22 protein-coding genes and 1 pseudogene are annotated in these 19,754 nt (G+C 74.8%); 15 read left to right on the forward strand and 8 right to left on the reverse strand.

Annotation, left to right across the window (positions count from 1 at the left end; genetic code table 11):
• Positions 1-6 precede the first annotated feature (6 nt).
• Together ACFVS0_RS10230 and ACFVS0_RS10235 are read left to right on the forward strand one after the other, a co-directional pair.
• Positions 7-438, forward strand: a complete 432-nt coding sequence (locus ACFVS0_RS10230; RefSeq protein WP_430551469.1) for a GNAT family N-acetyltransferase — start codon at positions 7-9, stop codon at positions 436-438.
• A 44-nt stretch (positions 439-482) separates the two neighbouring features.
• Positions 483-731 carry a DUF2630 family protein gene (locus ACFVS0_RS10235; protein ID WP_430551468.1) on the forward strand — a complete coding sequence of 83 codons (249 nt, stop codon included), beginning with the start codon at positions 483-485 and terminating at the stop codon, positions 729-731.
• 63 nt (positions 732-794) lie between these two features.
• On the opposite strand, the gene ACFVS0_RS10240 is transcribed toward ACFVS0_RS10235, so the two are convergent.
• The 5 genes from ACFVS0_RS10240 to ACFVS0_RS10260 all read right to left on the reverse strand — a co-directional run bounded on the left by ACFVS0_RS10240 (position 795) and on the right by ACFVS0_RS10260 (position 5,899).
• Positions 795-2,231 carry a DUF2252 domain-containing protein gene (locus tag ACFVS0_RS10240; protein ID WP_430587877.1) on the reverse strand — a complete coding sequence of 479 codons (1,437 nt, stop codon included), beginning with the start codon at positions 2,229-2,231 and terminating at the stop codon, positions 795-797.
• A gap of 84 nt (positions 2,232-2,315) precedes the next feature.
• Positions 2,316-2,681 (reverse strand): DUF2255 family protein, encoded by a 366-nt coding sequence (locus tag ACFVS0_RS10245; protein WP_430587878.1) that lies wholly within the window; start codon positions 2,679-2,681, stop codon positions 2,316-2,318.
• Positions 2,678-3,406, reverse strand: a complete 729-nt coding sequence (locus ACFVS0_RS10250) for a carboxymuconolactone decarboxylase family protein (protein WP_430587879.1) — start codon at positions 3,404-3,406, stop codon at positions 2,678-2,680. The genes ACFVS0_RS10245 and ACFVS0_RS10250 overlap by 4 nt, the downstream gene beginning before the upstream one ends.
• Before the next feature lie 3 nt (positions 3,407-3,409).
• Entirely contained in the window at positions 3,410-4,300 is an 891-nt protein-coding gene (locus ACFVS0_RS10255; RefSeq protein ID WP_430587880.1) for an aldo/keto reductase, read from the reverse strand.
• Positions 4,301-4,495: 195 nt separating this feature from the next.
• On the reverse strand, positions 4,496-5,899 hold the full coding sequence (locus ACFVS0_RS10260) for an MFS transporter (protein ID WP_430587881.1): 1,404 nt from the start codon (positions 5,897-5,899) through the stop codon (positions 4,496-4,498).
• A 101-nt stretch (positions 5,900-6,000) separates the two neighbouring features.
• Between ACFVS0_RS10260 and ACFVS0_RS10265 the strand changes: the two genes are divergently transcribed.
• Both ACFVS0_RS10265 and ACFVS0_RS10270 read left to right on the forward strand, forming a co-directional pair.
• Entirely contained in the window at positions 6,001-6,918 is a 918-nt protein-coding gene (locus ACFVS0_RS10265; protein WP_430587882.1) for a helix-turn-helix transcriptional regulator, read from the forward strand.
• Positions 6,915-7,331, forward strand: coding sequence for a cupin domain-containing protein (locus ACFVS0_RS10270; protein WP_430563377.1), 417 nt, complete (start codon positions 6,915-6,917; stop codon positions 7,329-7,331). The genes ACFVS0_RS10265 and ACFVS0_RS10270 overlap by 4 nt, the downstream gene beginning before the upstream one ends.
• 6 nt (positions 7,332-7,337) lie before the next feature.
• On the opposite strand, the gene ACFVS0_RS10275 is transcribed toward ACFVS0_RS10270, so the two are convergent.
• Together ACFVS0_RS10275 and aspA are read right to left on the reverse strand one after the other, a co-directional pair.
• Positions 7,338-8,645, reverse strand: coding sequence for an anaerobic C4-dicarboxylate transporter (locus tag ACFVS0_RS10275; RefSeq protein WP_430587883.1), 1,308 nt, complete (start codon positions 8,643-8,645; stop codon positions 7,338-7,340).
• 134 nt (positions 8,646-8,779) lie between these two features.
• Positions 8,780-10,213: pseudogene (aspA, locus tag ACFVS0_RS10280) on the reverse strand (aspartate ammonia-lyase); the annotation flags it as partial.
• 147 nt (positions 10,214-10,360) lie between these two features.
• On the opposite strand from aspA, the gene ACFVS0_RS10285 reads away from it, so the two are divergent.
• The 10 genes from ACFVS0_RS10285 to ACFVS0_RS10330 all read left to right on the forward strand — a co-directional run bounded on the left by ACFVS0_RS10285 (position 10,361) and on the right by ACFVS0_RS10330 (position 17,000).
• Positions 10,361-11,287 (forward strand): hypothetical protein, encoded by a 927-nt coding sequence (locus ACFVS0_RS10285; RefSeq protein WP_430587884.1) that lies wholly within the window; start codon positions 10,361-10,363, stop codon positions 11,285-11,287.
• 16 nt (positions 11,288-11,303) lie between these two features.
• The gene (locus ACFVS0_RS10290) at positions 11,304-11,492 is read left to right on the forward strand and encodes a hypothetical protein (RefSeq protein WP_430551458.1); all 189 of its coding nucleotides are present in this window, start codon (positions 11,304-11,306) and stop codon (positions 11,490-11,492) included.
• Positions 11,489-11,749 carry a hypothetical protein gene (locus tag ACFVS0_RS10295; protein WP_430551457.1) on the forward strand — a complete coding sequence of 87 codons (261 nt, stop codon included), beginning with the start codon at positions 11,489-11,491 and terminating at the stop codon, positions 11,747-11,749. The genes ACFVS0_RS10290 and ACFVS0_RS10295 overlap by 4 nt, the downstream gene beginning before the upstream one ends.
• A 3-nt stretch (positions 11,750-11,752) precedes the next feature.
• The gene (locus ACFVS0_RS10300) at positions 11,753-12,013 is read left to right on the forward strand and encodes a hypothetical protein (protein ID WP_430587885.1); all 261 of its coding nucleotides are present in this window, start codon (positions 11,753-11,755) and stop codon (positions 12,011-12,013) included.
• The gene (locus ACFVS0_RS10305; protein WP_430551455.1) at positions 12,010-12,609 is read left to right on the forward strand and encodes an NADPH-dependent FMN reductase; all 600 of its coding nucleotides are present in this window, start codon (positions 12,010-12,012) and stop codon (positions 12,607-12,609) included. The genes ACFVS0_RS10300 and ACFVS0_RS10305 overlap by 4 nt, the downstream gene beginning before the upstream one ends.
• Positions 12,610-12,685: 76 nt before the next feature.
• Positions 12,686-14,014 (forward strand): sensor histidine kinase, encoded by a 1,329-nt coding sequence (locus tag ACFVS0_RS10310; RefSeq protein ID WP_430587886.1) that lies wholly within the window; start codon positions 12,686-12,688, stop codon positions 14,012-14,014.
• On the forward strand, positions 14,011-14,664 hold the full coding sequence (locus tag ACFVS0_RS10315) for a response regulator (RefSeq protein WP_430585228.1): 654 nt from the start codon (positions 14,011-14,013) through the stop codon (positions 14,662-14,664). The genes ACFVS0_RS10310 and ACFVS0_RS10315 overlap by 4 nt, the downstream gene beginning before the upstream one ends.
• 12 nt (positions 14,665-14,676) lie before the next feature.
• Complete coding sequence (locus ACFVS0_RS10320; RefSeq protein WP_430587887.1) at positions 14,677-15,036, forward strand: RNA-binding S4 domain-containing protein; 360 nt, start codon at positions 14,677-14,679, stop codon at positions 15,034-15,036.
• Positions 15,037-15,045: 9 nt separating this feature from the next.
• Positions 15,046-16,263: a dipeptidase gene (locus ACFVS0_RS10325; RefSeq protein WP_430587888.1), complete on the forward strand. Its 1,218-nt coding sequence runs from the start codon at positions 15,046-15,048 to the stop codon at positions 16,261-16,263.
• Positions 16,264-16,319: 56 nt separating this feature from the next.
• Entirely contained in the window at positions 16,320-17,000 is a 681-nt protein-coding gene (locus tag ACFVS0_RS10330) for a response regulator (protein WP_430587889.1), read from the forward strand.
• Here ACFVS0_RS10330 and ACFVS0_RS10335 read toward each other — a convergent pair.
• On the reverse strand, positions 16,952-18,673 hold the full coding sequence (locus tag ACFVS0_RS10335) for a GAF domain-containing protein (protein ID WP_430587890.1): 1,722 nt from the start codon (positions 18,671-18,673) through the stop codon (positions 16,952-16,954). The two genes, ACFVS0_RS10330 and ACFVS0_RS10335, sit on opposite strands and share 49 nt — an antisense overlap.
• A gap of 177 nt (positions 18,674-18,850) precedes the next feature.
• Between ACFVS0_RS10335 and ACFVS0_RS10340 the strand changes: the two genes are divergently transcribed.
• The gene (locus tag ACFVS0_RS10340; RefSeq protein WP_430587891.1) at positions 18,851-19,747 is read left to right on the forward strand and encodes a universal stress protein; all 897 of its coding nucleotides are present in this window, start codon (positions 18,851-18,853) and stop codon (positions 19,745-19,747) included.
• The last annotated feature ends 7 nt before the right edge of the window (positions 19,748-19,754 follow it).

Genomic DNA, 19,754 nt, shown 5'->3' on the forward strand with positions numbered 1-19,754 from the left:
GGCGGCATGACCGACGCCGCGGACCCGTACGAGCTCGTCCCCACCGCACCGGACGTCGAGGCCTACGTGCGGCTGCGTCGCGACGCGGGCCTGAGCCCGAAGACTCCCGAGCAGGCGGGGTACGCCGTCGCGAACAGCTGGGCGTTCGTCCACGTGCGGCACCGGCCGACGGGGGAGGCCGTCGCGATGGGCCGCGTGCTCGGCGACGGCGGCTGGTACTTCCACGTCGCCGACATGGCGACCCTGCCCGCCCACCAGCGCCAGGGCCTGGGGCGGCGGGTGCTCGGGTGGCTGCTCGACCAGATCGCCGAGCGCGCGCCCGCCGACCCGTACGTCACCCTCATGGCGGACGCGCCGGGCCGGCCCCTGTACCGCAGCATGGGCTTCGTCGAGTCCGCGCCGCACAGTCTCGGGATGGTCCTGGCGTCCCGGCCCTGAGGCTCCGGGCTGCCGCGCACGCCCCGGCGCGAGACCATCGGACGATGGCGACCGACCGCGACATCCAGCAGACCATCAGCGACCTCATCGCCCGGGAACGGGAGCTGCGCGAGCGGCTCGCGAAGGGTGAGATCGACGCGAGCACCGAGCACGACGAGCTCGCCGCGACGGAGACCCGGCTCGATCAGTGCTGGGACCTGCTGCGGCAGCGGCACGCGGCACGGGAGTTCGGCGGCGACCCGGACCAGGCGACCGTCCGCCCCGCGGAGGTCGTGGAGCGCTACCGCGGGTAGAGCCGGGACGGGACCGTGGGGCCGGTTCGCCGAGACCTCCATGCCCGTGCGGGGGCGCGCCCGTCACGCCTCCGCGGCCTCGAGCCGGCCCGACGCGACGGCGTCCAGGAAGGCGGCGTAGTCGCGGTCGTTCTGGTCCGCGTAGTCCGCGGCGAAGTCCGCGACCGCCCGGTCGAAGACGTCGCCGTGGCCGAGGTAGGCGGCGATCGCGACGCGGTCGCCGGAGCGGGCGTGCGCCCGCGCGAGCGCCTCTCCGCAGAGCTGGGCGTAGGCGCGCGCGCCCGGGGCGTCCATCGCCTCGACGTCCACCCCGCCCTTCCAGTCGTAGAGCTGGCGGAGGTAGTAGTCGCGGACGACGCCGTCCACGCCCGCGACGCGCTGCCAGCCGAGGAAGACGTCGCCGGCCGCCTGCATGAGCCGCTGCCCGCGCACCACGCGCTCGCCGTGGTTGGCGTACCGGCTGGCCGGCAGGAAGCGCTCCAGCACCGAGCGCTCCGCCTGCTTGGCCTGGAGCACGAGGGTGTCCCCCTCGTCGCGGCCGCGCAGCAGCACGACCCAGGCCCGCGTGCCGACGCTGCCGACGCCGACGACCTTGCGCGCCAGGTGCATGTACGAGTACTCCGCCATCGGGTGGTGCTCCGGCTGGAGCGTCGGCAGGTACGAGGCGATCAGGCCCCGCATCCATTCCTCCGCCCGCTCCCGGTCGCGCGCGAGGGGCACGAGGTCCTCGACGGGGACGACGAGCGGCGGGCTGGCCGCGATCCGCGGCTCGCCGTCGACCACCTCGACGAGCTTGGCGGTCGCGCGCGTGCTGTCCTTCGTCCGGGCTTTCGCGAGGTCGGCCTCCAGCCGGTCGACCTGCTTGCGGCCGACCCGCTTCGCGCGGTGCTCGGCCTCGACCCAGGCCACGACACGGTCCGTGTCGAGCCGGTCGTACCACCCCTCGAGCACGCCCGACCCCGCCAGCCGCAGCATGCGCTCGCGGTAGGCCCGCACGACGGCGAGGTCGATGTCGCGGCGCCGGCCGGCGTCGAAGCCGCGGTGCCGGCCCGCGACCTCGACGCTGGCGGCCAGCCGCTTGACGTCCCACTCCCACGGGCCGGGGAGCGTCTCGTCGAAGTCGTTGATGTCGAACACCATCGCCCGCTCGGGCGTGCCGAAGACGCCGAAGTTCGACAGGTGCGCGTCGCCGCAGACCTGCGTGACGATCCCCGACGCGGGCGTCCGGGCGAGGTCCGTCGCCATGAGCAGCGCGGCGCCCCGGTAGAAGGTGAACGGCGAGACCATCATCCGCCGGTGCCGGATCGGCAGGAGCTCCGGCACCCGGGTGGCCTCCTGCTCCTCGAGGAGGGCGACCGGGTCGGGGCGGTCGGGCGGGGGAGTCCATCCCGCGTGGGATGCCCTCGGGGTGCGGCGGCGGGCGCTCCTGCCGTGCTCGGCGCGGCGCGCGAAGTCGTGCGGCGGCGGGAGCTCCTCGGCCACGTCGTCACGGGTGCTCATGGGCCACCTCCGATGCCTCGTCCGATCGTCGGCCCCGCCGCCGACCGTCGCACCCGGGCGGTCCGGCCGAGGGTGCGGGGGAGGTCAGCGCGGTTCCACGCGCAGGGTGGTCGAGCGCGCGGTCGGGCTGGTGACCGACCGCACGGCCGAGCCGTCGCCGTACTTGGCGTGGTACGCGCGGTCGATCGCGTCGTCGTGGGCGTCGTCGCGGGTGAAGGTCACCTCGGCGCGGACGCCGCCGGCGTCGATCTCTCCGGTGCCGGTGCGCTGCACGCCCCGGTACCAGGCGCCCTCGGTACCACGCACGGAGCGCAGGTAGAGCGCGCCGTCCACGACGACGTGCCACACGATGCGGGGCGTGCGCAGCGTGCCGTCGGGGCGGTGCGCTGCGACGCGGAGCTCGCCGTCGCCGTCGATCGCCGCCAGGTCGGCGGGGTTCCAGTCGGTCATGACTCCTCCTCGGCGGGGAACGGGGCGGCGTCGTCGAGGGCGCGCAGGGCGTTGAGCGTGCGCGGGTAGCCGACGACGGGCAGCAGCTGGGTGACGACCGCGACCAGCGTGGCGCGGTCGTTGCCGACGTGGAGGTTCGCGCGCACGTGCCCGGCCACCTGCGGGTCGGCCCCGCCGAGCGCGACGAGCAGCGCCAGCGTGACCAGCTCGCGGGTCGGAACGTCGAGGCCGCCGCGCGTGTAGTGGTCGCCGAAGCAGTGCGCGGCCAGGGCGCGCTGCACGTGCTGCTCGTCGGCGGGGGCGTTCGCGTGCATGGCGTCGACCGCGTCGGCGCCGACGATCCGCTTCTGCACGGCGAGGCCGTCGGCGGCGCGCGTCGCGGGCGTCACCGTGGCCTGCCCGGGCAGCGGGAGCTCGACGTCGTGGTCGGCGAGCAGCTCGTTCGCCACCACCAGCGCGTCGACCGCCCGGCCGAGCCCCGCGTACGGGACCGCCTGGTACAGCACCTCCTTGAGCTCGACCGGCGTGACGCCGGCGGCGAGGGCGTCGTCGAGCTCGACCCGCAGGACGGCGGTGCCGCCGGTCGCGACGACGGCGGCGACCCGCAGCAGGCCCCGCAGGCGCGGGGCGAGCGGGGCGTCGCGCTCGACGTCGTCGGCGAACCGGTCCGCGATCGCGACCAGCTCCGGGTCGGTGGCGGCGAGCGAGGTGTCGGCGAGGGGCATCGGTCAGGCCTCCGGGATCTCGCGGCCGAACGTCTCCAGCGTGACGTCGGCGGGATCGGGGCCGCCGCGGCGGCCGGTGTCCAGGGCGTCGATGGCGGCGAGCTCGGGGGCGGTGAGCTCGAAGTCGAGCACGTCGAAGTTCTCCGCGATGCGGTGCGGGGTGACGGACTTGGGGATGGCGGAGCGGCCCTGCTGCAGGTGCCAGCGCAGCATCACCTGCGCGGGCGTCGCGCCGTGCGCCTCGGCGAGACGCAGGATCGTCGGGTCCTGCAGCGTGCTGGTGTGGCCGGAGTCGCGGTAGAACGTGATGCCGCCGATGGGCGACCACGCCTGGGTGAGGATGCCGTGCGCCGCGTCGGCGGCCAGCACGTCGGGCTGGCGGAAGTACGGGTGCACCTCGACCTGGTTGACGGCGGGCACCACGGACGTCTCGGCCAGCAGCCGGTCCAGGTGCTCGGGCATGAAGTTGCTGACGCCGATCGCGCGGACCCTGCCGTCCGCGAGGAGGGACTCGAGGGCCTTGTAGGCGTCGACGGTGAGGTCGAAGCGCGACGGCAGGGCCTGGTGCAGGATCAGCAGGTCGATCGTGTCGACGCCCAGCTTGCCGGCGCTCTTGTCGAACGCGTGCCGCGTCGCGTCGTACCCGTAGTCGCTGATCCAGACCTTCGTCTCGAGGAACACGTCCGCGCGGTCGACGCCGGAGCGGCGGAGCGCCTCGCCGACCTCGCGCTCGTTGCCGTACGCGGCGGCGGTGTCGATGTGCCGGTAGCCGACGCGCAGCGCCTCGGCGGTCGCCGCGACGGTCTCGTCCGGCGGGGTCTGGAAGACGCCGTACCCGAGGGCGGGCAGCTCGACGCCGTTGTTCAGGGTGAGGGTGGGGACGGGATTCGTCATGTCCTTCACGCTACGAGCGGGTCGCCAGGTGCGGGAGGTCCTGCTGGTACCCCGCCCGGGGGAACCTCCCGCAGAGCCGCTGCGAATCCACGAGCAGGACGCCGCGAATCCACGAGCAGGACGCCGCGAATCCACGAGCAACAGGTCGCGGGTCCACGAGCAGGCTTCGCAATGTACGTGCTGGCGACGAGCGGCTCACGCACCTGGGCTTCGACGTGCCGAGGGGAGCACGAGCAGGACGGCGGCGACGAGCGCGGCCAGCAGCAGCACCGCGCCGGCGGTCATGGCCGCGGCGTACGTGCTGGTCAGGGCCAGCACGAGGCTCATGCCGAGCGCGCCGCCGAGCTGGTGCACCGCGTTCACGACCCCCGACGCGGCGCCGGCCTGCGATCGGTCGACGCCCGCGATGCCCGACGCCGTGAGCGGCCCGAACGCGAGGCCCTGCCCGGCGCCGACGAGCGTCATCGGCAGCGCGATGCCGACGGTGTACGAGGTGCCGGCGTCGACCGCGCCCAGCCACGCCATGCCCGCGACGGCGAGCACCAGCCCGGCCACGAGCAGCACCGGGCCGCTCGTCCGTCGTTGCAGGCGCGGCACGGCGAGCGCGACGGCGAAGTTGACCGCCGTCATCGGGAAGTAGGCGAAGCCTGCCGCGAGCGCCGAGAAGCCGCGTTCGTCCTGCAGGTACTGGCTGGTGAAGAGGAAGAAGCCCATCATCGCGCCGATGAAGAGCAGCCGGGCCGCGTAGGCGCCCACGCGCTCGCGGCTGGCGAACAGCCCGAGCGGCAGCACCGGCTGCGCGGCGCTGCGCTCGACGACCACCAGGGCGACCAGGAGCGCGACGCCGAGCCCGAGCGCCGCGAGGGTCCCGCGATCGGCCCAACCGTCGTCCCCGGCGCGGACGAACCCGTAGACGAGCGACGACGGGCCGAGCGTGGCCAGAAGCGCCCCCGGGACGTCGAAGCGGCCGGGGGACCGGGGCGTCTCCGGCAGCACCCGCAGCCCGGCGACCAGCATGACGACGCCGACGGGCAGGTTCACGAGGAAGCCCGCGCGCCAGGAGACGAGGTCGGCGAGCAGGCCGCCGACGACGAGCCCGACGCTCGCGCCGATGCCTGCCACCGCGCCGTAGGCCGCCGTCGCGCGGGTCCGCTCGGGCCCCTCGGGGAAGCTCGCCGTGAGCAGCGCGAGGGTCGACGGCGCGAGCACCGCGGCGCCGACGCCCTGCACGGCGCGCGCCGCGACGAGCCAGCCGCCCGTCGGCGCGAGCCCGACCGCGACGGACGCGAGCGTGAACAGCGCCAGCCCGACCACGAACATGCGCCGTCGCCCGAGGATGTCGCCCGCGCGGGCGCCGAGCAGCAGCAGGCCGCCGAAGGTCAGCAGGTAGGCGTCCTGCACCCAGGCGAGAGCCGTCGCGGACATGCCGAGCTCGGCCTGGAGGTGCGGCAGCCCGGTGATCACGATCGAGTTGTCCAGGATCACCATGAAGTAGCCGACGAGGATGATCGCCAGGACCGCGGTGGTGCCGCGACGGGTCGGGGGCTCTGCGGTGGTCCTGGTCAGGACGCCGGTGGGAGCGGAGGGTGCGCTGGTCATGCCGTCCATCAGACGGCGGCCCGCGCGGGCGGGGGAGTCCCGGGCGTCCCCGGTAACGCCAGTACCTCCCGGGGCCGGGGGCGCCGACGTACCGTCGAGGCATGGACCTGAAGGCGGAGACGCGCGAGTTCCTGGCCACCCGCCGGGCGCGGATCACCCCGGACAAGGCCGGCCTGCCCGCGTACGGCGGCAACCGGCGCGTGCCGGGGCTGCGGCGCGAGGAGGTGGCGATGCTCGCGGGCGTGAGCGTCGACTACTACACCCGGCTGGAGCGCGGGAACCTCGGCGGGGTGTCCGAGGAGGTGCTGGAGTCGCTCGCGGAGGCGCTCCAGCTCGACGAGGCGGAGCGGCTGCACCTGTTCGACCTCGCGCGGGCCGCCAACGCGTCCGGCGCGGCCCGGTCGCGGGCGCGCCGCACCCCGCCCGGCTCCGTGCGCCCGGCCGTGCAGCGGATCCTCGACGCCATGGGCGACGTCCCCGCCTTCGTCCGCAACGGACGGCTCGACGTCCTTGGCACGAACGTCCTGGGCCGCGCCCTGTACGCGCCGCTGTACGACTCGCCGGAGCAGGTCGCGGGCAAGCCGGTCAACAGCGCCCGTTTCCACTTCCTCGACCCCGACGCCGCCGCGGCGTTCTTCGGCGAGAAGTCGCCGCGGATGGCGCACGACGCCGTCGCGATCCTGCGCGCCGAGGCGGGCAAGAACCCGTACGACAAGGCCCTCACCGCCCTGGTGGGCGAGCTGTCCACGCGCAGCGAGGACTTCCGCCGGCTGTGGGCGTCGCACGACGTGCGCCTGCACCGCACGGGCACGAAGGTGTTTCACCACCCGGCGGTCGGGCTGCTCGAGCTCGACTACGAGGCCCTCGTGCTGCCCGCCGACCCGGGGCTGCAGATGAACGTCTACAGCGCGCAGCCCGGCTCGCCGTCCGAGGACGGGCTCAAGCTGCTGGCGTCGTGGGCGGCCACCACGCTCACGGCGCCCGCCGCCTCCGCCCGAGAAGGAGCCACCGACCGATGAAGAAGCTTCCCCGCCCCGCGACCACGAAGAACCCGCCCGAGCAGTTCCGCGGCGACGTGTGGCTCGACCCGATCGTCACGCCGCAGGAGGGCGACCAGCGGATGGTCGTGGCGCTCGTGCGGTTCGCGCCCGCGGCCCGCACCGCGTGGCACTCGCACGCCCGCGGGCAGACGCTGCACGTCGTGTCGGGTGTCGCGCTGGTCGGCACGCGCGACGGCGTGGTCGTCGAGGCCCGGCCGGGCGAGACGGTCTACTGCCCGCCGGGGGAGGAGCACTGGCACGGGGCGTCGCCGGACGACTTCATGGAGCACCTGGCGATGCTCGAGAACGCCGACGACCCGGCCGCCACGACCACCTGGCTGGAGCACGTCACGGACGAGGAGTACGCCCGCGCGCCCTGGCTCGACGTCTGACGGCGGTCAGATCAGCAGCGGCGCCAGGCCGAAGCCGATGGCGACGGCGGACGCGACGGCCACCAGCCCCGGCACCATGAACGAGTGGTTGAACAGGTACTTCCCGATGCGGGTGGTGCCGGTGTCGTCGAGCTCGATGGCGGCGACCACGGTGGTGTAGGTCGGCAGCAGGAACAGGCCGGTGACGGCGGGGAACGACGCGACCATCGTCGTGGCCGCCACGCCCATGCCGGCGGCCACCGGCATGAGGGCGATCGTCGTCGCCGCCTGCGAGTACAGCAGCGCCGACGCGAGCAGCAGCACGACCGCGAGCATCCACGGGTAGCGCTCGATGATGTCGCCGCCCAGCTCCTCGATCTCGGCCGTGTGCCCCTGCACGAACGTGTTGCCCAGCCACGCGACGCCGATGATGCAGACGGCGGCGCTCATGCCGCTGCGGAACGTCTGCTGCGTGATGACCGTGCCCACGTCGATCTTGCACAGCAGGGCGATGAGCAGCCCCGCCAGCAGCATGAACGTCATGATGGCGCCGCTGCGCGTGATGGTGGGGTTCTCGATGAGGCCCACCGAGTCGGACACCGCCGTCGAGTAGAGCACGACGACCAGCAGCGCCGCCGCGAAGATGAACAGCGACAGCAGCGCCCGCGGCTTGGCGACGAACTCGGTGCGCTCGCGGCGCTTCACCAGCCCCTTGGCGAGCCGCTCCTGGTAGACGGGGTCGTCCTGCAGTTCCACCCCCTGCCGGGACGCGACGACGGCGCCGACCATGCAGCCGACCAGCGTCGAGACGCCGGCCACCGTGAGCAGCGTGATGTAGTCGACGCCCAGCGGCTCCACGACGGCGGCCATCGCCACCACCGCCGCGGAGATGGGCGAGGCGGCGATCGCCATCTGCGACGCCACCACCGCGATGGACAGCGGCCGCGACGGCCGCACGTTCGACTCCTTCGCCACCTCCGCGATCACCGGCAGCGTCGAGAAGGCGACCTGACCGGTGCCGGAGAACACCGTCATGACGTACGTGACGAGCGGCGCGAGGAAGGTGATGCTGCGCGGGCGGGCGCGCAGCAGCACCTCCGTCTTCGCCACGAGGTAGTCCAGCCCGCCGGCGGCCTGCATCGCGGCGATGGCCGCGATGACGCACATGATGATGCCCAGCACGTCCCAGGGGACGCCCGTCGCCGGGTCGACCTCGAGGCCCAGCAGCCCGAGGACGATGACGCCGGCGCCGCCCGCCAGCCCGATCCCGATCCCGCCGAGGCGCGCGCCGATGAAGACGAAGAGGAGGAGGACGGCGAACTGGACGACGATCACCGGGCGGCCTCACCCGTCTCGTCGGAGGCCTCGTCGTGCTCGTGCCCGGGGTCGGACGGCGCGCCCGTCGCGTCGTCGGACTCCACGACGCGCGAGGACTCGCCCTCCTCGCCCAGCGGCGGGATGCCGCGTTCGTCGGGCGCGTAGAAGCGGCCGCTGTAGCGCGGGTGCAGGAAGTTCTCGGTGGTGAGGATCTTGTCCACCTCCTCGGCGGTGAGCAGGCCGCGCGCGACGACGACGTCGCGCACCGAGGCGCCGGTGCGGGCCGCCTCCTTGCCCACGAGGTCGCCGTTGTGGTGCCCGATCACCTCGTTGAGGTAGGTGACGATGCCGATGGAGCCGAGCACGTGCTGCCGCATGACGTCGGCGTTCGCGGTGATCCCGACGACGCACTTGGTGCGCAGCGCGTCGCACGCGTTGGTCAGCAGCCGGATCGACTCGAACATCGACTCCGCCAGCACGGGCTCCATGACGTTGAGCTGGAGCTGCCCGGCCTCGGCGGCGTGCGTGATGGTCACGTCGTTGCCCATGACCTTGAAGCAGACCTGGTTGACGACCTCGGGGATCACCGGGTTCACCTTGGCGGGCATGATCGACGAGCCGGCCTGCAGCTCGGGCAGGTTGATCTCGTTGAGCCCCGCGCGCGGCCCGGAGGACAGCAGGCGCAGGTCGTTGCAGATCTTCGACAGCTTGGCCGCGAGCCGCTTCACCGCGGAGTGCACGGCCAGGTAGGCGCCGTTGTCGTAGGTGGCCTCGACGAGGTTCTCCGCCGGCACCGTGCCGAGCCCGGACACCTCCGCGAGCCGCCGCGCCGCCACCTTCGGGTAGCCCGGCGGGGTGTTGAGGCCGGTGCCGATCGCCGTCGCGCCCAGGTTCACCTCGAGCAGCAGGTCGGCCGCGTTCCGCAGGCGCTTGACCTCCTCCGCGACGTTGACGGAGAAGCCGGCGAACTCCTGCCCCAGGCTCATCGGCACCGCGTCCTGCAGCTGGGTGCGGCCCATCTTCGGCAGGTCGGCGAACTCCGACGCCTTCTCGTCGAACGCCCGCGACAGGCGTCGGACCGCCACCACGAGCGACTCGGTCAGGGCATGGACGGCCAGGCGGAAGCCCGTGGGGTAGGCGTCGTTCGTGGACTGGGACTTGTTGACGTGGTCGTTCGGGTTGATGACGTCGTAGCGGCCCTTGGGGAAGCCGGACAGCTCCAGCGCGAGGTTCGCCACCACCTCGTTGGTGTTCATGTTGACGCTGGTGCCCGCGCCGCCCTGGAACACGTCGATCGGGAACTGGTCGAGGCAGCGCCCCTTGACCAGCACCTCGTCGCACGCGCCGATGATGGCGTCCGCGACGTCCCGCTGGATGGCGCGCAGCTCCCGGTTCGCGAGCGCCGCCGCCTTCTTCACCATCACCATGCCGCGGATCATCTCCGGCACGTCGTTGATGGTCGTCCCGGAGATCGGGAAGTTCTCGATCGCCCGGACGGTGTGGATCCCGTAGTACGCCTGCGCAGGGACCTCTTTCGGTCCGAGCAGGTCTTCCTCGACGCGCACGTCAGCCGTGGGTTCAGCCATGGGGCAGACGCTAGCAACGCCACCGGCCGGGCACCCGACGAGAGGTGGGCGTGCGTGCATGCGGGGTCCGGCGTGTGCTGGAGGGGCACGAAGTCGTCAGGGGGCGCCATCGGTGGTCGTTCGGCTGCCCGAGTCGAGGAGGAGCCCATGACGAGGACCAACCCGATGACGTGGCTGGGCAGGCAGGCCCGGCGCGGCGTGACGGACCTGCCGCGCAACGTCCTGTGGATGCTGGACGCGGGCGTCAAGAGCCCGGCCCGCACGGCCGGCCGCACCGTGCAGTCCGCCGGCCGCACCGCACAGTCGGCCGGGCAGCAGGCGGTCGCCGCCCTGGCCGACGCCAACCCCTTCCCGGGCGACGGCGACCAGCGCCGTCTGAGCCGGGTGGACGCCGCGATGGAGCGGGCGCACGAGCTCGAGGTGCGGGCGCACGACGAGGCCCGCCATGCGAAGGAGCAGGCCGACGCCGTGGCCGAGGCCGAGGCCGAGGGCGACCGCCGGGTGGCCGAGGCCCGCGCGGAGGGCGACCGCGAGGTGAAGCGGGTCACCGCGGAGGCGCAGCGCGAGGCGGACGAGTACGTCGCGGCGAAGCGCGGGCGGGCCACCGAGCTCGCCGCCCGACGGGTGGAGGAGACGGAGGCCGACGTCGGCAAGCACGTGGAGCAGGTCAGGGCGGAGGCCGACCGGGCTCGCGCGAAGGCCGAGGAGGCGGTCGAGCGCGCCCGCCAGCAGATGACGCGAGCCCGGGAGCTGGCCGAGGCCGCGGCGGAGGACGCCCGGCGCGCGGCCGACGAGGCCAGGGCCCGGGCCGACCGGCTCGCGGGTGAGGCCGAGGAGGAGGCGGAGCAGGCCCGACGGCGGGTCGAGGAGGCCGACGAGCGCCGTCGGGAGGTGGCGTCCGAGGGACGGCAGCTCGGAGCGGACGCCGACACCGGCCCGCTGGACCTCAAGGCGATGACGAAGGACGAGCTGCGCGCGCTCGGGGTGGAGATGGGCCTCGACCTGCCGACGTCCCTGCGCAAGGAGCAGATCGTCACGAGGATCCGCAGGCACAAGGACGAGCACGACCGATAGGGACGGGAGCACGACGATGACGTGGTGGCGCAAGAAGACGTTCGCCGACCGGGTCGCGGAGGCGCTGGGGCGCAGGTCGCGGCGGTCGGGCGGCACGGCGGTGCGGTCGGGGCTGATCGCGCTCGGGTCGGTCGTCGGCGTGACGGCCGCGAGCGCGGTCGCGTCGGCGATCCGCACGCGGCAGGGCCAGGAGGGGTCAGGATGATCGGTCGGAGGACGCTCGGCCGCGCCCTGTTCTTCGGGCTCGGGTACGTCGTGGGCACCCGGGCCGGGCGGGAGCGGTACGCACAGATCGAGGCCGGCGCCCGAGCGCTCGTCGCGGGCCTGCGCGCCCGCCTCGACGGCGAGGACGACGGCGGGAGCGTCGACGACGACGGCGGTCGCGACGGCGAGGCGCGCCGCCGGTCCGGGTCGTCGCGCGCGGGGGCGGACCCGTACGGGGACATCAGGCTCGGCGGGTGACCCGTGGCCGTGATCATCCGGGTGCACCTGCTCGCGCGGCTCCTGCGCATCCCGCTGCTGCGGGTCGTGGGCGCGGTGGAGCTCCGGGACGACGACGGCCCCGGTGGCGCCGCCGTCACCCGACGGATGGTCGTCGAGGAAGCCGTCGGCGGCACGCTGCCCGGGGAGCGCCGCGTCCCGGCGGTGTACGGCCGTGACCTGGCCGCCGCGGAGGCGCTCCTGGCGCAGCTGCCGCGGCACCGGAGGAACAGGGAGACGTCATGACGTACCAGATCGGCTACATCGTCGGGAGCCTCGCGAAGGGCTCCATCAACCGCACGCTGTCGCGGGCGCTCGTCCGGCTGGCGCCGGAGGACCTCGAGTTCACGGAGATCCCCATCGGGGACCTCCCGCTCTACAGCTGGGACTACGACGCCGACTACCCGCCCGAGGGGAGGGCCTTCAAGACGGCGGTCGAGGCGTCGGACGGCCTGCTCGTCGTGTCGCCGGAGTACAACCGGTCGATCCCGGGCGCCCTGAAGAACGCCATCGACTGGGGCTCGCGCCCGTGGGGCCAGAACTCCTTCGCGCGCAAGCCCGTCGGCATCATCGGCGCGTCCCCGGGCGGCATCGGCACCGCCGTCATGCAGTCGTCGATGCGCGCCGTCCTCAGCTTCCTCGACGCGCCGCAGCTCAACGCCCCGGAGGCCTACATCACCTTCGTCGCCGACGACTTCGGACCGGACGGCGAGGTGTCGAACGAGAGCACCGCCGGCTTCCTGCGGCACTACATGGACGAGTACTGCGCGTTCGTGCAGCGCGTGCTCGCCGTCACCGCGCCCGGGCACATCGGCGACAGCGACCCGGCGTCGACCAAGTAGTCCCCCCGCGCGGGGGACCGGATCTCCCCCGCTCGGCGGTGGTGGGCGGGGCGTCCGAGCGGCCATGATCGTCGCCATGACCTCGACCGTCGCCGCGCCGAACCCCCTCCGGCCCGCCCGCGCGTGGGTCGCGCCCGCGGCGATGGCCGCGGTGCTCGGCCTCTTCCTCCTGGCGTCGCCCCTGCGGGTCGAGGAGGCACCGCTCGCCGTCGAGCAGCCGGACGGCACCTGGGACACCCCCGCGGGCACGCCCTACCTGGTCGAGACCTCGTGGCTCGACTCCGGGTACTTCCTGTGGTTCGTCGCCTGGGCGGCGGGGCTGAGCTGCGTCACCGCGGTGCTCGTCGCCCGCCGTCGTCCCGTCCTCGCGACGCTCCTGGCGGCCTGGCCGTTCCTCACGGTCCCGCTGCTCGGGACGTTCGTGTGGGGCTGGTGGCTGGCCCTGCTGATGATCACGTGCCTGGTGGTCCAGGACTCGTGGCGCCGCGCCGTCGTGCCGCTCGTGGTCACCCTCGCGGGAGCGTGGCTCTACGCGCTCACCAACGTGCCCGCGGCGCTCCCGATCGGCCCGGTGCACGCCGGGAGCTACGACGGCGAGCGTCCTGCCGAGGCGGGCCTGATCTACACGGTGGCCGTGGCGCTCGTCGTCGGGGTCGCCGCCGTCGTCCGCACGGCGCGCGCGTCGTCGCGGCGCTCGCTGGCCGCCGCCGCCACGGAGCGCCACGCGCTGGAGGTGGAGTCCGTCGCCGTCGAGCGCGCGCGCCTCGCCCGCGACCTGCACGACGTCGTCGCGCACCACGTGTCCCTCGTGGCCGTCCGCGCGGAGTCGGCCCCGTACACGTACCCGGACCTGGGCGACGACGCCCGCCGGGTGCTCGCCGACATCGCCGGGGACGCGCGCGAGGCGTTGGGCGAGCTGCGTCAGGTGCTCACCGTGCTGCAGCGCACGGACGGGACCGCCCGGGCGCCGCAGCCGACGGCCTGCGACATCGCCGGCCTCGTCGAGCAGGCACGGGCGGCGGGCCAGGACGTCGCGCTCGCCGGGGACTGCGAGGACGTGCCCGCCGCGCAGGGCTATGTGCTCTACCGGGCCGCGCAGGAGGCGCTGACGAACGCCCGGCGGCACGCGCCCGGCGCGCCGACGACGATCACGCTTGCGCTCGTGTCGGACGTCGCCGGGCTGCGGGTCACCAACCCGGTCGACCACCCGGCCGGGGCGGGCGACGTCGTGCCCGGGGGCGGGCTGATCGGCATGCGGGAGCGGGTCGAGGCGCTCGGCGGCGTCGTGACGGCGGAGCGGGAGGGGCCGGAGTTCGTGCTCGTCGTCAGCCTGCCGGTCGGCCCGCGCGAGGCAGTGCCCGCCGTCGGACGCGACGTCCGGCGCGACGCCGCGGGCGTCGCGTGACACGGGTCGTCGTCGCCGACGACCAGCCGGTCGTGCTGCACGGGTTCACCGCGATCCTCGGCTCGGCGCCGGACCTGGAGGTGGTCGGGACCGCCGGGGACGGCCGGGACCTGCTCGACCTCGTCGCCCGCACGGAGCCGGACGTGGCCGTGGTCGACGTCCGCATGCCGGTGCTCGACGGCATCGCCGCGACCGCCCGGATCGCTGCCGACCACCCCGCCACGCGCGTGCTGATCCTCACGACGTTCGACCTCGACGAGTACGTGTACGACGCCCTGCGGTCCGGGGCGAGCGGGTTCCTGCTCAAGGACGTGACGGGGGAGCGGCTGATCGAGGGCGTCCGCCTCGTCGCGGACGGGTCGATGCTGCTCGGCCCCCAGGTCACGCGGCGGCTGGTGGACGACTTCGCGGCCCGGGCGGCCGCACGGCGTCCGGCGCCGGAGCTGGGCACGCTCACGCCGCGGGAGACGGACGTCCTGCTCGCCGTCGCGCGCGGGCTGTCGAACGCGGAGATCGCCGACGCCCTGTTCATCGGGGAGCAGACCGTGAAGTCGTACGTGTCGGAGGTGCTGCGCAAGCTCGGGTGCCGCGACCGCGTACAGCTCGTCATCGCGGCGTACGAGAGCGGCCTGGCCGGGCGGTCGTCGTGAGAGGCTGACGTCGTGCGCGTGGACGTGTGGCTGTGGGCGGTGCGGCTCTTCAAGAGCCGGTCGTCGTCGGCCGCCCTGCTCCGGTCGGGGCGGGTGCGGGTGAACGGCACGGTGGCCAAGCCGTCGACGTCCGTCACCGTGGGCGACACCGTCACCTGGCGCGACCCGCTGCGCGACCGCAAGGTCGTCGTCGTCGAGCTGCTGCCCAAGCGGGTCGGCGCTCCGCTGGCCGTCAAGGCGTACCGCGACGAGAGCCCGCCGGTGCCCACCCGCCAGGAGCGGGAGGTCGTCGGCGTGCGCGACCGCGGCGCCGGCCGCCCCACCAAGCGCGAGCGGCGCGAGATCGACCGGCTGCGCGGCGGCCGTCGCTAGGTTCGGGGGATGACCAGCTCAGCGGACCACACCGACCGCATCGCCGCGCTCCTGCGCGAGCATCCCGTCTGGGACGGGCACAACGACCTGCCGTGGGAGGCGCGCGACCAGGTCGCGTACGACTGGTCGCGGCTGGACCTGGAGGCCGGTACCGACGGCCGTACGCACACCGACGTGCCGCGGCTGCGCGCGGGGGGCGTGGGCGCGCAGTTCTGGTCGGTGTACGTGCCGTCCAACCTGCCCGGCAGCGCCGCGGTCACGGCGACGCTCGAGCAGGTCGACGCCGTGCGCCGCATGGTGGCGCGCTGGCCCGAGCACTTCCGCCTCGCGACGAGCGCCGACGACGTCGTGGCCGCGTGGGCGGAGGGCCGGGTCGCGTCGCTCATGGGCGCGGAGGGCGGGCAGTCGATCGACTCGTCGATGGGCGCCCTGCGCATGCTGTACGAGCTGGGCGTGCGGTACATGACGCTCACGCACAACCACCACAACCCGTGGGCGGAGTCGGCCACGGACGAGCGCCCCGCGGACGGGCGGTTCGACCAGGGCGGGCTGACGCCGTTCGGCCGCGAGGTCGTGCGCGAGATGAACCGGCTGGGCATGCTCGTGGACCTCTCGCACGTCTCGGCGGGCACGATGCGCGCCGCCCTCGACGTCTCCGAGGCGCCGGTGATCTTCTCGCACAGCTCCGCGCGCGCGGTCGCCGACGTGCCGCGCAACGTGCCCGACGACGTCCTGGCGCGCCTCGCCGAGAACGGCGGCGTGTGCATGGTGACGTTCGTGCCGAGCTTCGTCACCCCGGCCATCGGCGAGTGGCGGGCGCAGGCCGGGGCGGCCGCGAGGGCCGCGGGGATCGCGCCGAACGACATCGCCGAGTTCGACCGGTTCTCCACCGCCTGGGCCGCGACGCACCCCAAGCCGCCGACGACGCTCGACGACGTCGTCGCGCACGTCGAGCACGTGCGCGAGGTCGCGGGGGCGGCGCACGTCGGCCTGGGCGGCGACTACGACGGCGCGGGAGGGTTCGCCGACGAGCTGCGCGACGTCTCCGGCTACCCGGCACTGCTGGCGGCGCTGGCCGACCGCGGCTGGTCGGACGCCGACCTGGCGGGTCTGACCAGCGGCAACGTGCTGCGCGCGCTGCGCGCCGCGGAGGACGTCTCCGCCCGGCTGCGGGCCGAGCGGGAGCCCAGCGTCGCGCGCCTCGAGGACCTCGACGGCGGCGTCTGACGGTTGCCCGCGACGGCCGCCCGGCCGAGGGCGCGCCGGAGGGCTAGCGTGAGCCCATGACCGGTGCGCCCGTGCGGGTGTTCCTCGTCGACGACCACGAGGTGGTGCGCCGCGGCGTCGCCGACCTGCTCGGCATGGAGGCCGACCTCGAGGTCGTCGGGACCGCCGGGACGGCGGCGGAGGCCCTCGCGCGGGTCCCGGCCCTGCGGCCCGACGTCGTCGTCCTCGACGTCCGGCTGCCCGACGGCGACGGGGTCAGCGTCTGCCGGGAGCTGCGCTCGCGCACCGACGTGGCGGTCCTCATGCTCACGTCGTTCGACGACGACCAGTCCCTGTTCGACGCGATCCTCGCCGGCGCGTCCGGCTACGTGCTCAAGCAGGTGCGCGGCACCGACCTGGTCGCGGGCATCCGGACGGTGGCGGCGGGCGGCTCCATGCTGGACCCGCGGGCCACGGGCCGCGTGATGGCACGCCTGCGCGAGAAGACCGCGGCCGACGACCCGCTCGCCGACCTCACCCCCCAGGAGCGGCGCATCCTCGTGCTCGTGGGCGAGGGCCTGACGAACCGGCAGATCGGCGCCGAGCTGTTCGTCGCCGAGAAGACCGTGAAGAACTACGTGTCGAGCCTCCTGGCGAAGCTGGGCCTCGAGCGCCGGGTGCAGGCGGCGGTCCTCGCGGTGCGGCTCGATCAGCTCGGCCGGCCCGACGACCCCGACAAGCCGTCCGCCGCCTCCTGACCCGCGCCGGCGACGCCGCTGCCCCCGGGCACGAGCGGCACCCGCCAGCGCAGCGCCGTGCCGCCGGCCCTGCCCGGCCGCACCTCGAACGAGCCGCCCAGCTCCGCCGCCCGCCGCGAGAGGTTCGCGAGCCCGCTGCGGGGCGCGTCGGCGGCGATCCCGACGCCGTCGTCGACGACGGTCAGCATCAGGTCTCCGTCGGCGCGCAGGCCGACCCGCACCCGTGTGGCGCGCGCGTGCCGGGCCGCGTTCGACAGGCTCTCCCGCAGCACGGCCACGAGGTGCGCCGCGACGGTGGAGGGCACCTGGGCGTCGATCGGGCCCTCGAACCGGACGGTCGGGGCGAAGCCGAGCGCATGGGTCGCGGCGTCGGCCTCCGCGAGGAGCAGCGAGCGCGTGCCGACGCGGTGCGGGAGGTCGCCGCCCGGGTCGCGCAGCCCGCGGATGGTGGTGCGGATCAGGTCGATCGTCTCGTCGATCTGGTCGATCGCCGCACCGACCCGCCCTGCCGTCTCACGGGTCTCCTCGGGGGCCAGGGGGCCCGGGGCGGCGAGGCGGCGGTCCACGGTCTGCAGGGAGAGCCCCGTGGCGTACAGGCGCTGCACCGCCAGGTCGTGCAGGTCGCGCGCGATGCGGTCCCGGTCGCGCACCACGGCGAGCCGGGCCGCGTCCGCGCGCCGCTCGGCCAGCTCGAGCGCGACGGCGGCCTGGTTCGCGAACGCCCCCAATGCCTCGACGACGACGGTCGGGAAGGGGTCGGCGCCGCGCACCCGCCCGACGACGAGGACGCCGCGCGCCCGCCGCCCGCGGCCCACGAGCGGGAAGGCGGCGACGGGGCCGAGCGTGCCGTCCGGGTGCAGGGCGACGTCGGCGCGGTCGTCGGTGGTGGCGTCGGCGGTGACGACGGGCCGCCCGTCCACGAACGCCATCGCGCTGAACGAGCGTGGCGGGGTCAGCACCTGCCCGCGCAGGCTCTCCGCCCGGATCCCGACCGCCGAGCGGACGACGAGGACCGGGGGGTCCCGGTCCGGGTCGTCGTCCACCGGCACGGCGATCCCGGCCGTGTCGGCCGCGGCCACGCTGATCGCCTCCGCCGCGACCAGGTCGAGCACGCTGTCCGGGTCCTCGCCGGACAGCAGGCGCCGTGCGATCTCGTCGTCGGCCCGCAGCCACCGCTCCCGCAGTCGCGTCTCCTCGTACAGGCGCGCGTTCTCGACGGCGAAGCTCGCGGCGGTGGCGAACCCCTCCAGCAGCCGCTGGTCGTCATGGGTGAACTGCCCACCCCCACGCTTCTCGGTGAGGTAGAGGTTGCCGAACGGCTGCCCGTGCACCTTCAGCGGCACGCCGAGGAAGCTGCGCATCGGCGGGTGGTGCGCCGGGAACCCGACGGAGCGCGCGTCCGCGGCGATGTCGGGCAGCCGCAGCGGACGGGGGTCGCGGATGAGCTCGCCGAGGATCCCGTGCCCCGTCGGGAACGGGCCGATGGCGCGGATCTCCTCCTCGGACATGCCCACGGTGAGGAACCGGGCGATGCTCCGGTCGTCGCCGAGCACGCCGAGGGCGGCGTAGCGGGCGTCGACGACCGCGGCGGCGGCCTGCACCACCCGGTGCAGCGTCGTCTCCAGCTCGAGGCCCCGGCCCACGGACACGACGGCGTCCAGGAGGACGTCCATGTCCCGCTCCCGGCGACCCTGCCGCGGACTCACGTCACACACGCTAGAAGCACCGACGGGTGCCCGCCCGTTGTCCCGGTCGTCCCGATCGGGACCTTCGGCCCGTCCGACGGGGCGTTCGGCACTGCCGCGCGGCCCGGCGCGCGTGGCCCACTGGTGCGGTCGGAGGAGGACGACATGGCGATCAGCAGCGTGGAAGGCCCGGCCCGGGACGTCGTCGTGGGTGTCGACGGCTCGGAGGGCGGCTACCACGCGATGGCGTGGGCGGCGGGCGAGGCACTGCGCCTGGCGGCGCGCCTCGTCGTCGTGCACGCCTACGCCCAGCCGGTCGGTCTCGGGGCGGTGACCGCAGGGTCCCGCGGGCCGGATCCGCGGGCCGAGGCGGAGGCGCTGGTCGCGCGGTCCCGGGTCAGGTTCGAGCGCACGACGGCGGCGCGGACGCTCGGCACGTCGCCCGGCGCGGTCGAGTTCGTGGCCGTGCGCGGCGACGCCTGCGCCGTCCTCGTGCACCACGCCCGGCGCGGCGCCGTCGTCGTGGTGGGACGCCGGGGCGTCGGCACGTTCGACCGCGTGCCCATGGGCTCGATCTCGTCCGCCGTGGCGGCGCTGGCCCCCGGCACGGTGGTCGTCGTCCCGCGGGCCGCCCGCGCCCAGGAGCCGCGCCGCGTGGTCGTCGCCGTCGACCCTCGCGAGGCCTCCGACCGCGTGCTCGAGGCAGGGTTCGACGAGGCCGACCGCGCCGGTGTGTCCCTGACGGCGGCGCACTCCGCCGACGAGGGGATGTTCGCGGGCGCCACCGACGGCGACCTCGGGTGGCTGGAACGGCTGCGCGCCGAGGCGCGGGCCGACCTCGAGGCCCGGGTCGCGCGGTGGGGCGAGAAGTACCCCGCCGTCGGCTGGACGGTCGAGACGCGCGGGGGTGTCGCGCCGGGCGCGCTGCTCGCCGCGCTGCGGTCGGACGACCTGGTGGTGACCGGCGGCCGTGCCGCCTCGCTGCAGGTCGGCCGCGTGCGCGGCGGTCCCGACCGGATCGTGCGCCACGCGCCGTGCGCCGTGACGGTGGTGCACGACTAGCTTGCCG

Source organism: Isoptericola sp. NPDC058082 (assembly GCF_042885055.1).
Taxonomy (GTDB): domain Bacteria; phylum Actinomycetota; class Actinomycetes; order Actinomycetales; family Cellulomonadaceae; genus Isoptericola.

Coding starts and splice junctions, on each gene's coding strand:
- ACFVS0_RS10230 (WP_430551469.1), top strand. CDS start 7: ATGACCGACGCCGCGGACCCGTACGAGCTCGTCCCCACCGCACCGGAC.
- ACFVS0_RS10235 (WP_430551468.1), top strand. CDS start 483: ATGGCGACCGACCGCGACATCCAGCAGACCATCAGCGACCTCATCGCC.
- ACFVS0_RS10240 (WP_430587877.1), bottom strand. CDS start 2,231: ATGAGCACCCGTGACGACGTGGCCGAGGAGCTCCCGCCGCCGCACGAC.
- ACFVS0_RS10245 (WP_430587878.1), bottom strand. CDS start 2,681: ATGACCGACTGGAACCCCGCCGACCTGGCGGCGATCGACGGCGACGGC.
- ACFVS0_RS10250 (WP_430587879.1), bottom strand. CDS start 3,406: ATGCCCCTCGCCGACACCTCGCTCGCCGCCACCGACCCGGAGCTGGTC.
- ACFVS0_RS10255 (WP_430587880.1), bottom strand. CDS start 4,300: ATGACGAATCCCGTCCCCACCCTCACCCTGAACAACGGCGTCGAGCTG.
- ACFVS0_RS10260 (WP_430587881.1), bottom strand. CDS start 5,899: ATGACCAGCGCACCCTCCGCTCCCACCGGCGTCCTGACCAGGACCACC.
- ACFVS0_RS10265 (WP_430587882.1), top strand. CDS start 6,001: ATGGACCTGAAGGCGGAGACGCGCGAGTTCCTGGCCACCCGCCGGGCG.
- ACFVS0_RS10270 (WP_430563377.1), top strand. CDS start 6,915: ATGAAGAAGCTTCCCCGCCCCGCGACCACGAAGAACCCGCCCGAGCAG.
- ACFVS0_RS10285 (WP_430587884.1), top strand. CDS start 10,361: ATGACGAGGACCAACCCGATGACGTGGCTGGGCAGGCAGGCCCGGCGC.
- ACFVS0_RS10290 (WP_430551458.1), top strand. CDS start 11,304: ATGACGTGGTGGCGCAAGAAGACGTTCGCCGACCGGGTCGCGGAGGCG.
- ACFVS0_RS10295 (WP_430551457.1), top strand. CDS start 11,489: ATGATCGGTCGGAGGACGCTCGGCCGCGCCCTGTTCTTCGGGCTCGGG.
- ACFVS0_RS10305 (WP_430551455.1), top strand. CDS start 12,010: ATGACGTACCAGATCGGCTACATCGTCGGGAGCCTCGCGAAGGGCTCC.
- ACFVS0_RS10310 (WP_430587886.1), top strand. CDS start 12,686: ATGACCTCGACCGTCGCCGCGCCGAACCCCCTCCGGCCCGCCCGCGCG.
- ACFVS0_RS10325 (WP_430587888.1), top strand. CDS start 15,046: ATGACCAGCTCAGCGGACCACACCGACCGCATCGCCGCGCTCCTGCGC.
- ACFVS0_RS10330 (WP_430587889.1), top strand. CDS start 16,320: ATGACCGGTGCGCCCGTGCGGGTGTTCCTCGTCGACGACCACGAGGTG.
- ACFVS0_RS10335 (WP_430587890.1), bottom strand. CDS start 18,673: ATGGACGTCCTCCTGGACGCCGTCGTGTCCGTGGGCCGGGGCCTCGAG.
- ACFVS0_RS10340 (WP_430587891.1), top strand. CDS start 18,851: ATGGCGATCAGCAGCGTGGAAGGCCCGGCCCGGGACGTCGTCGTGGGT.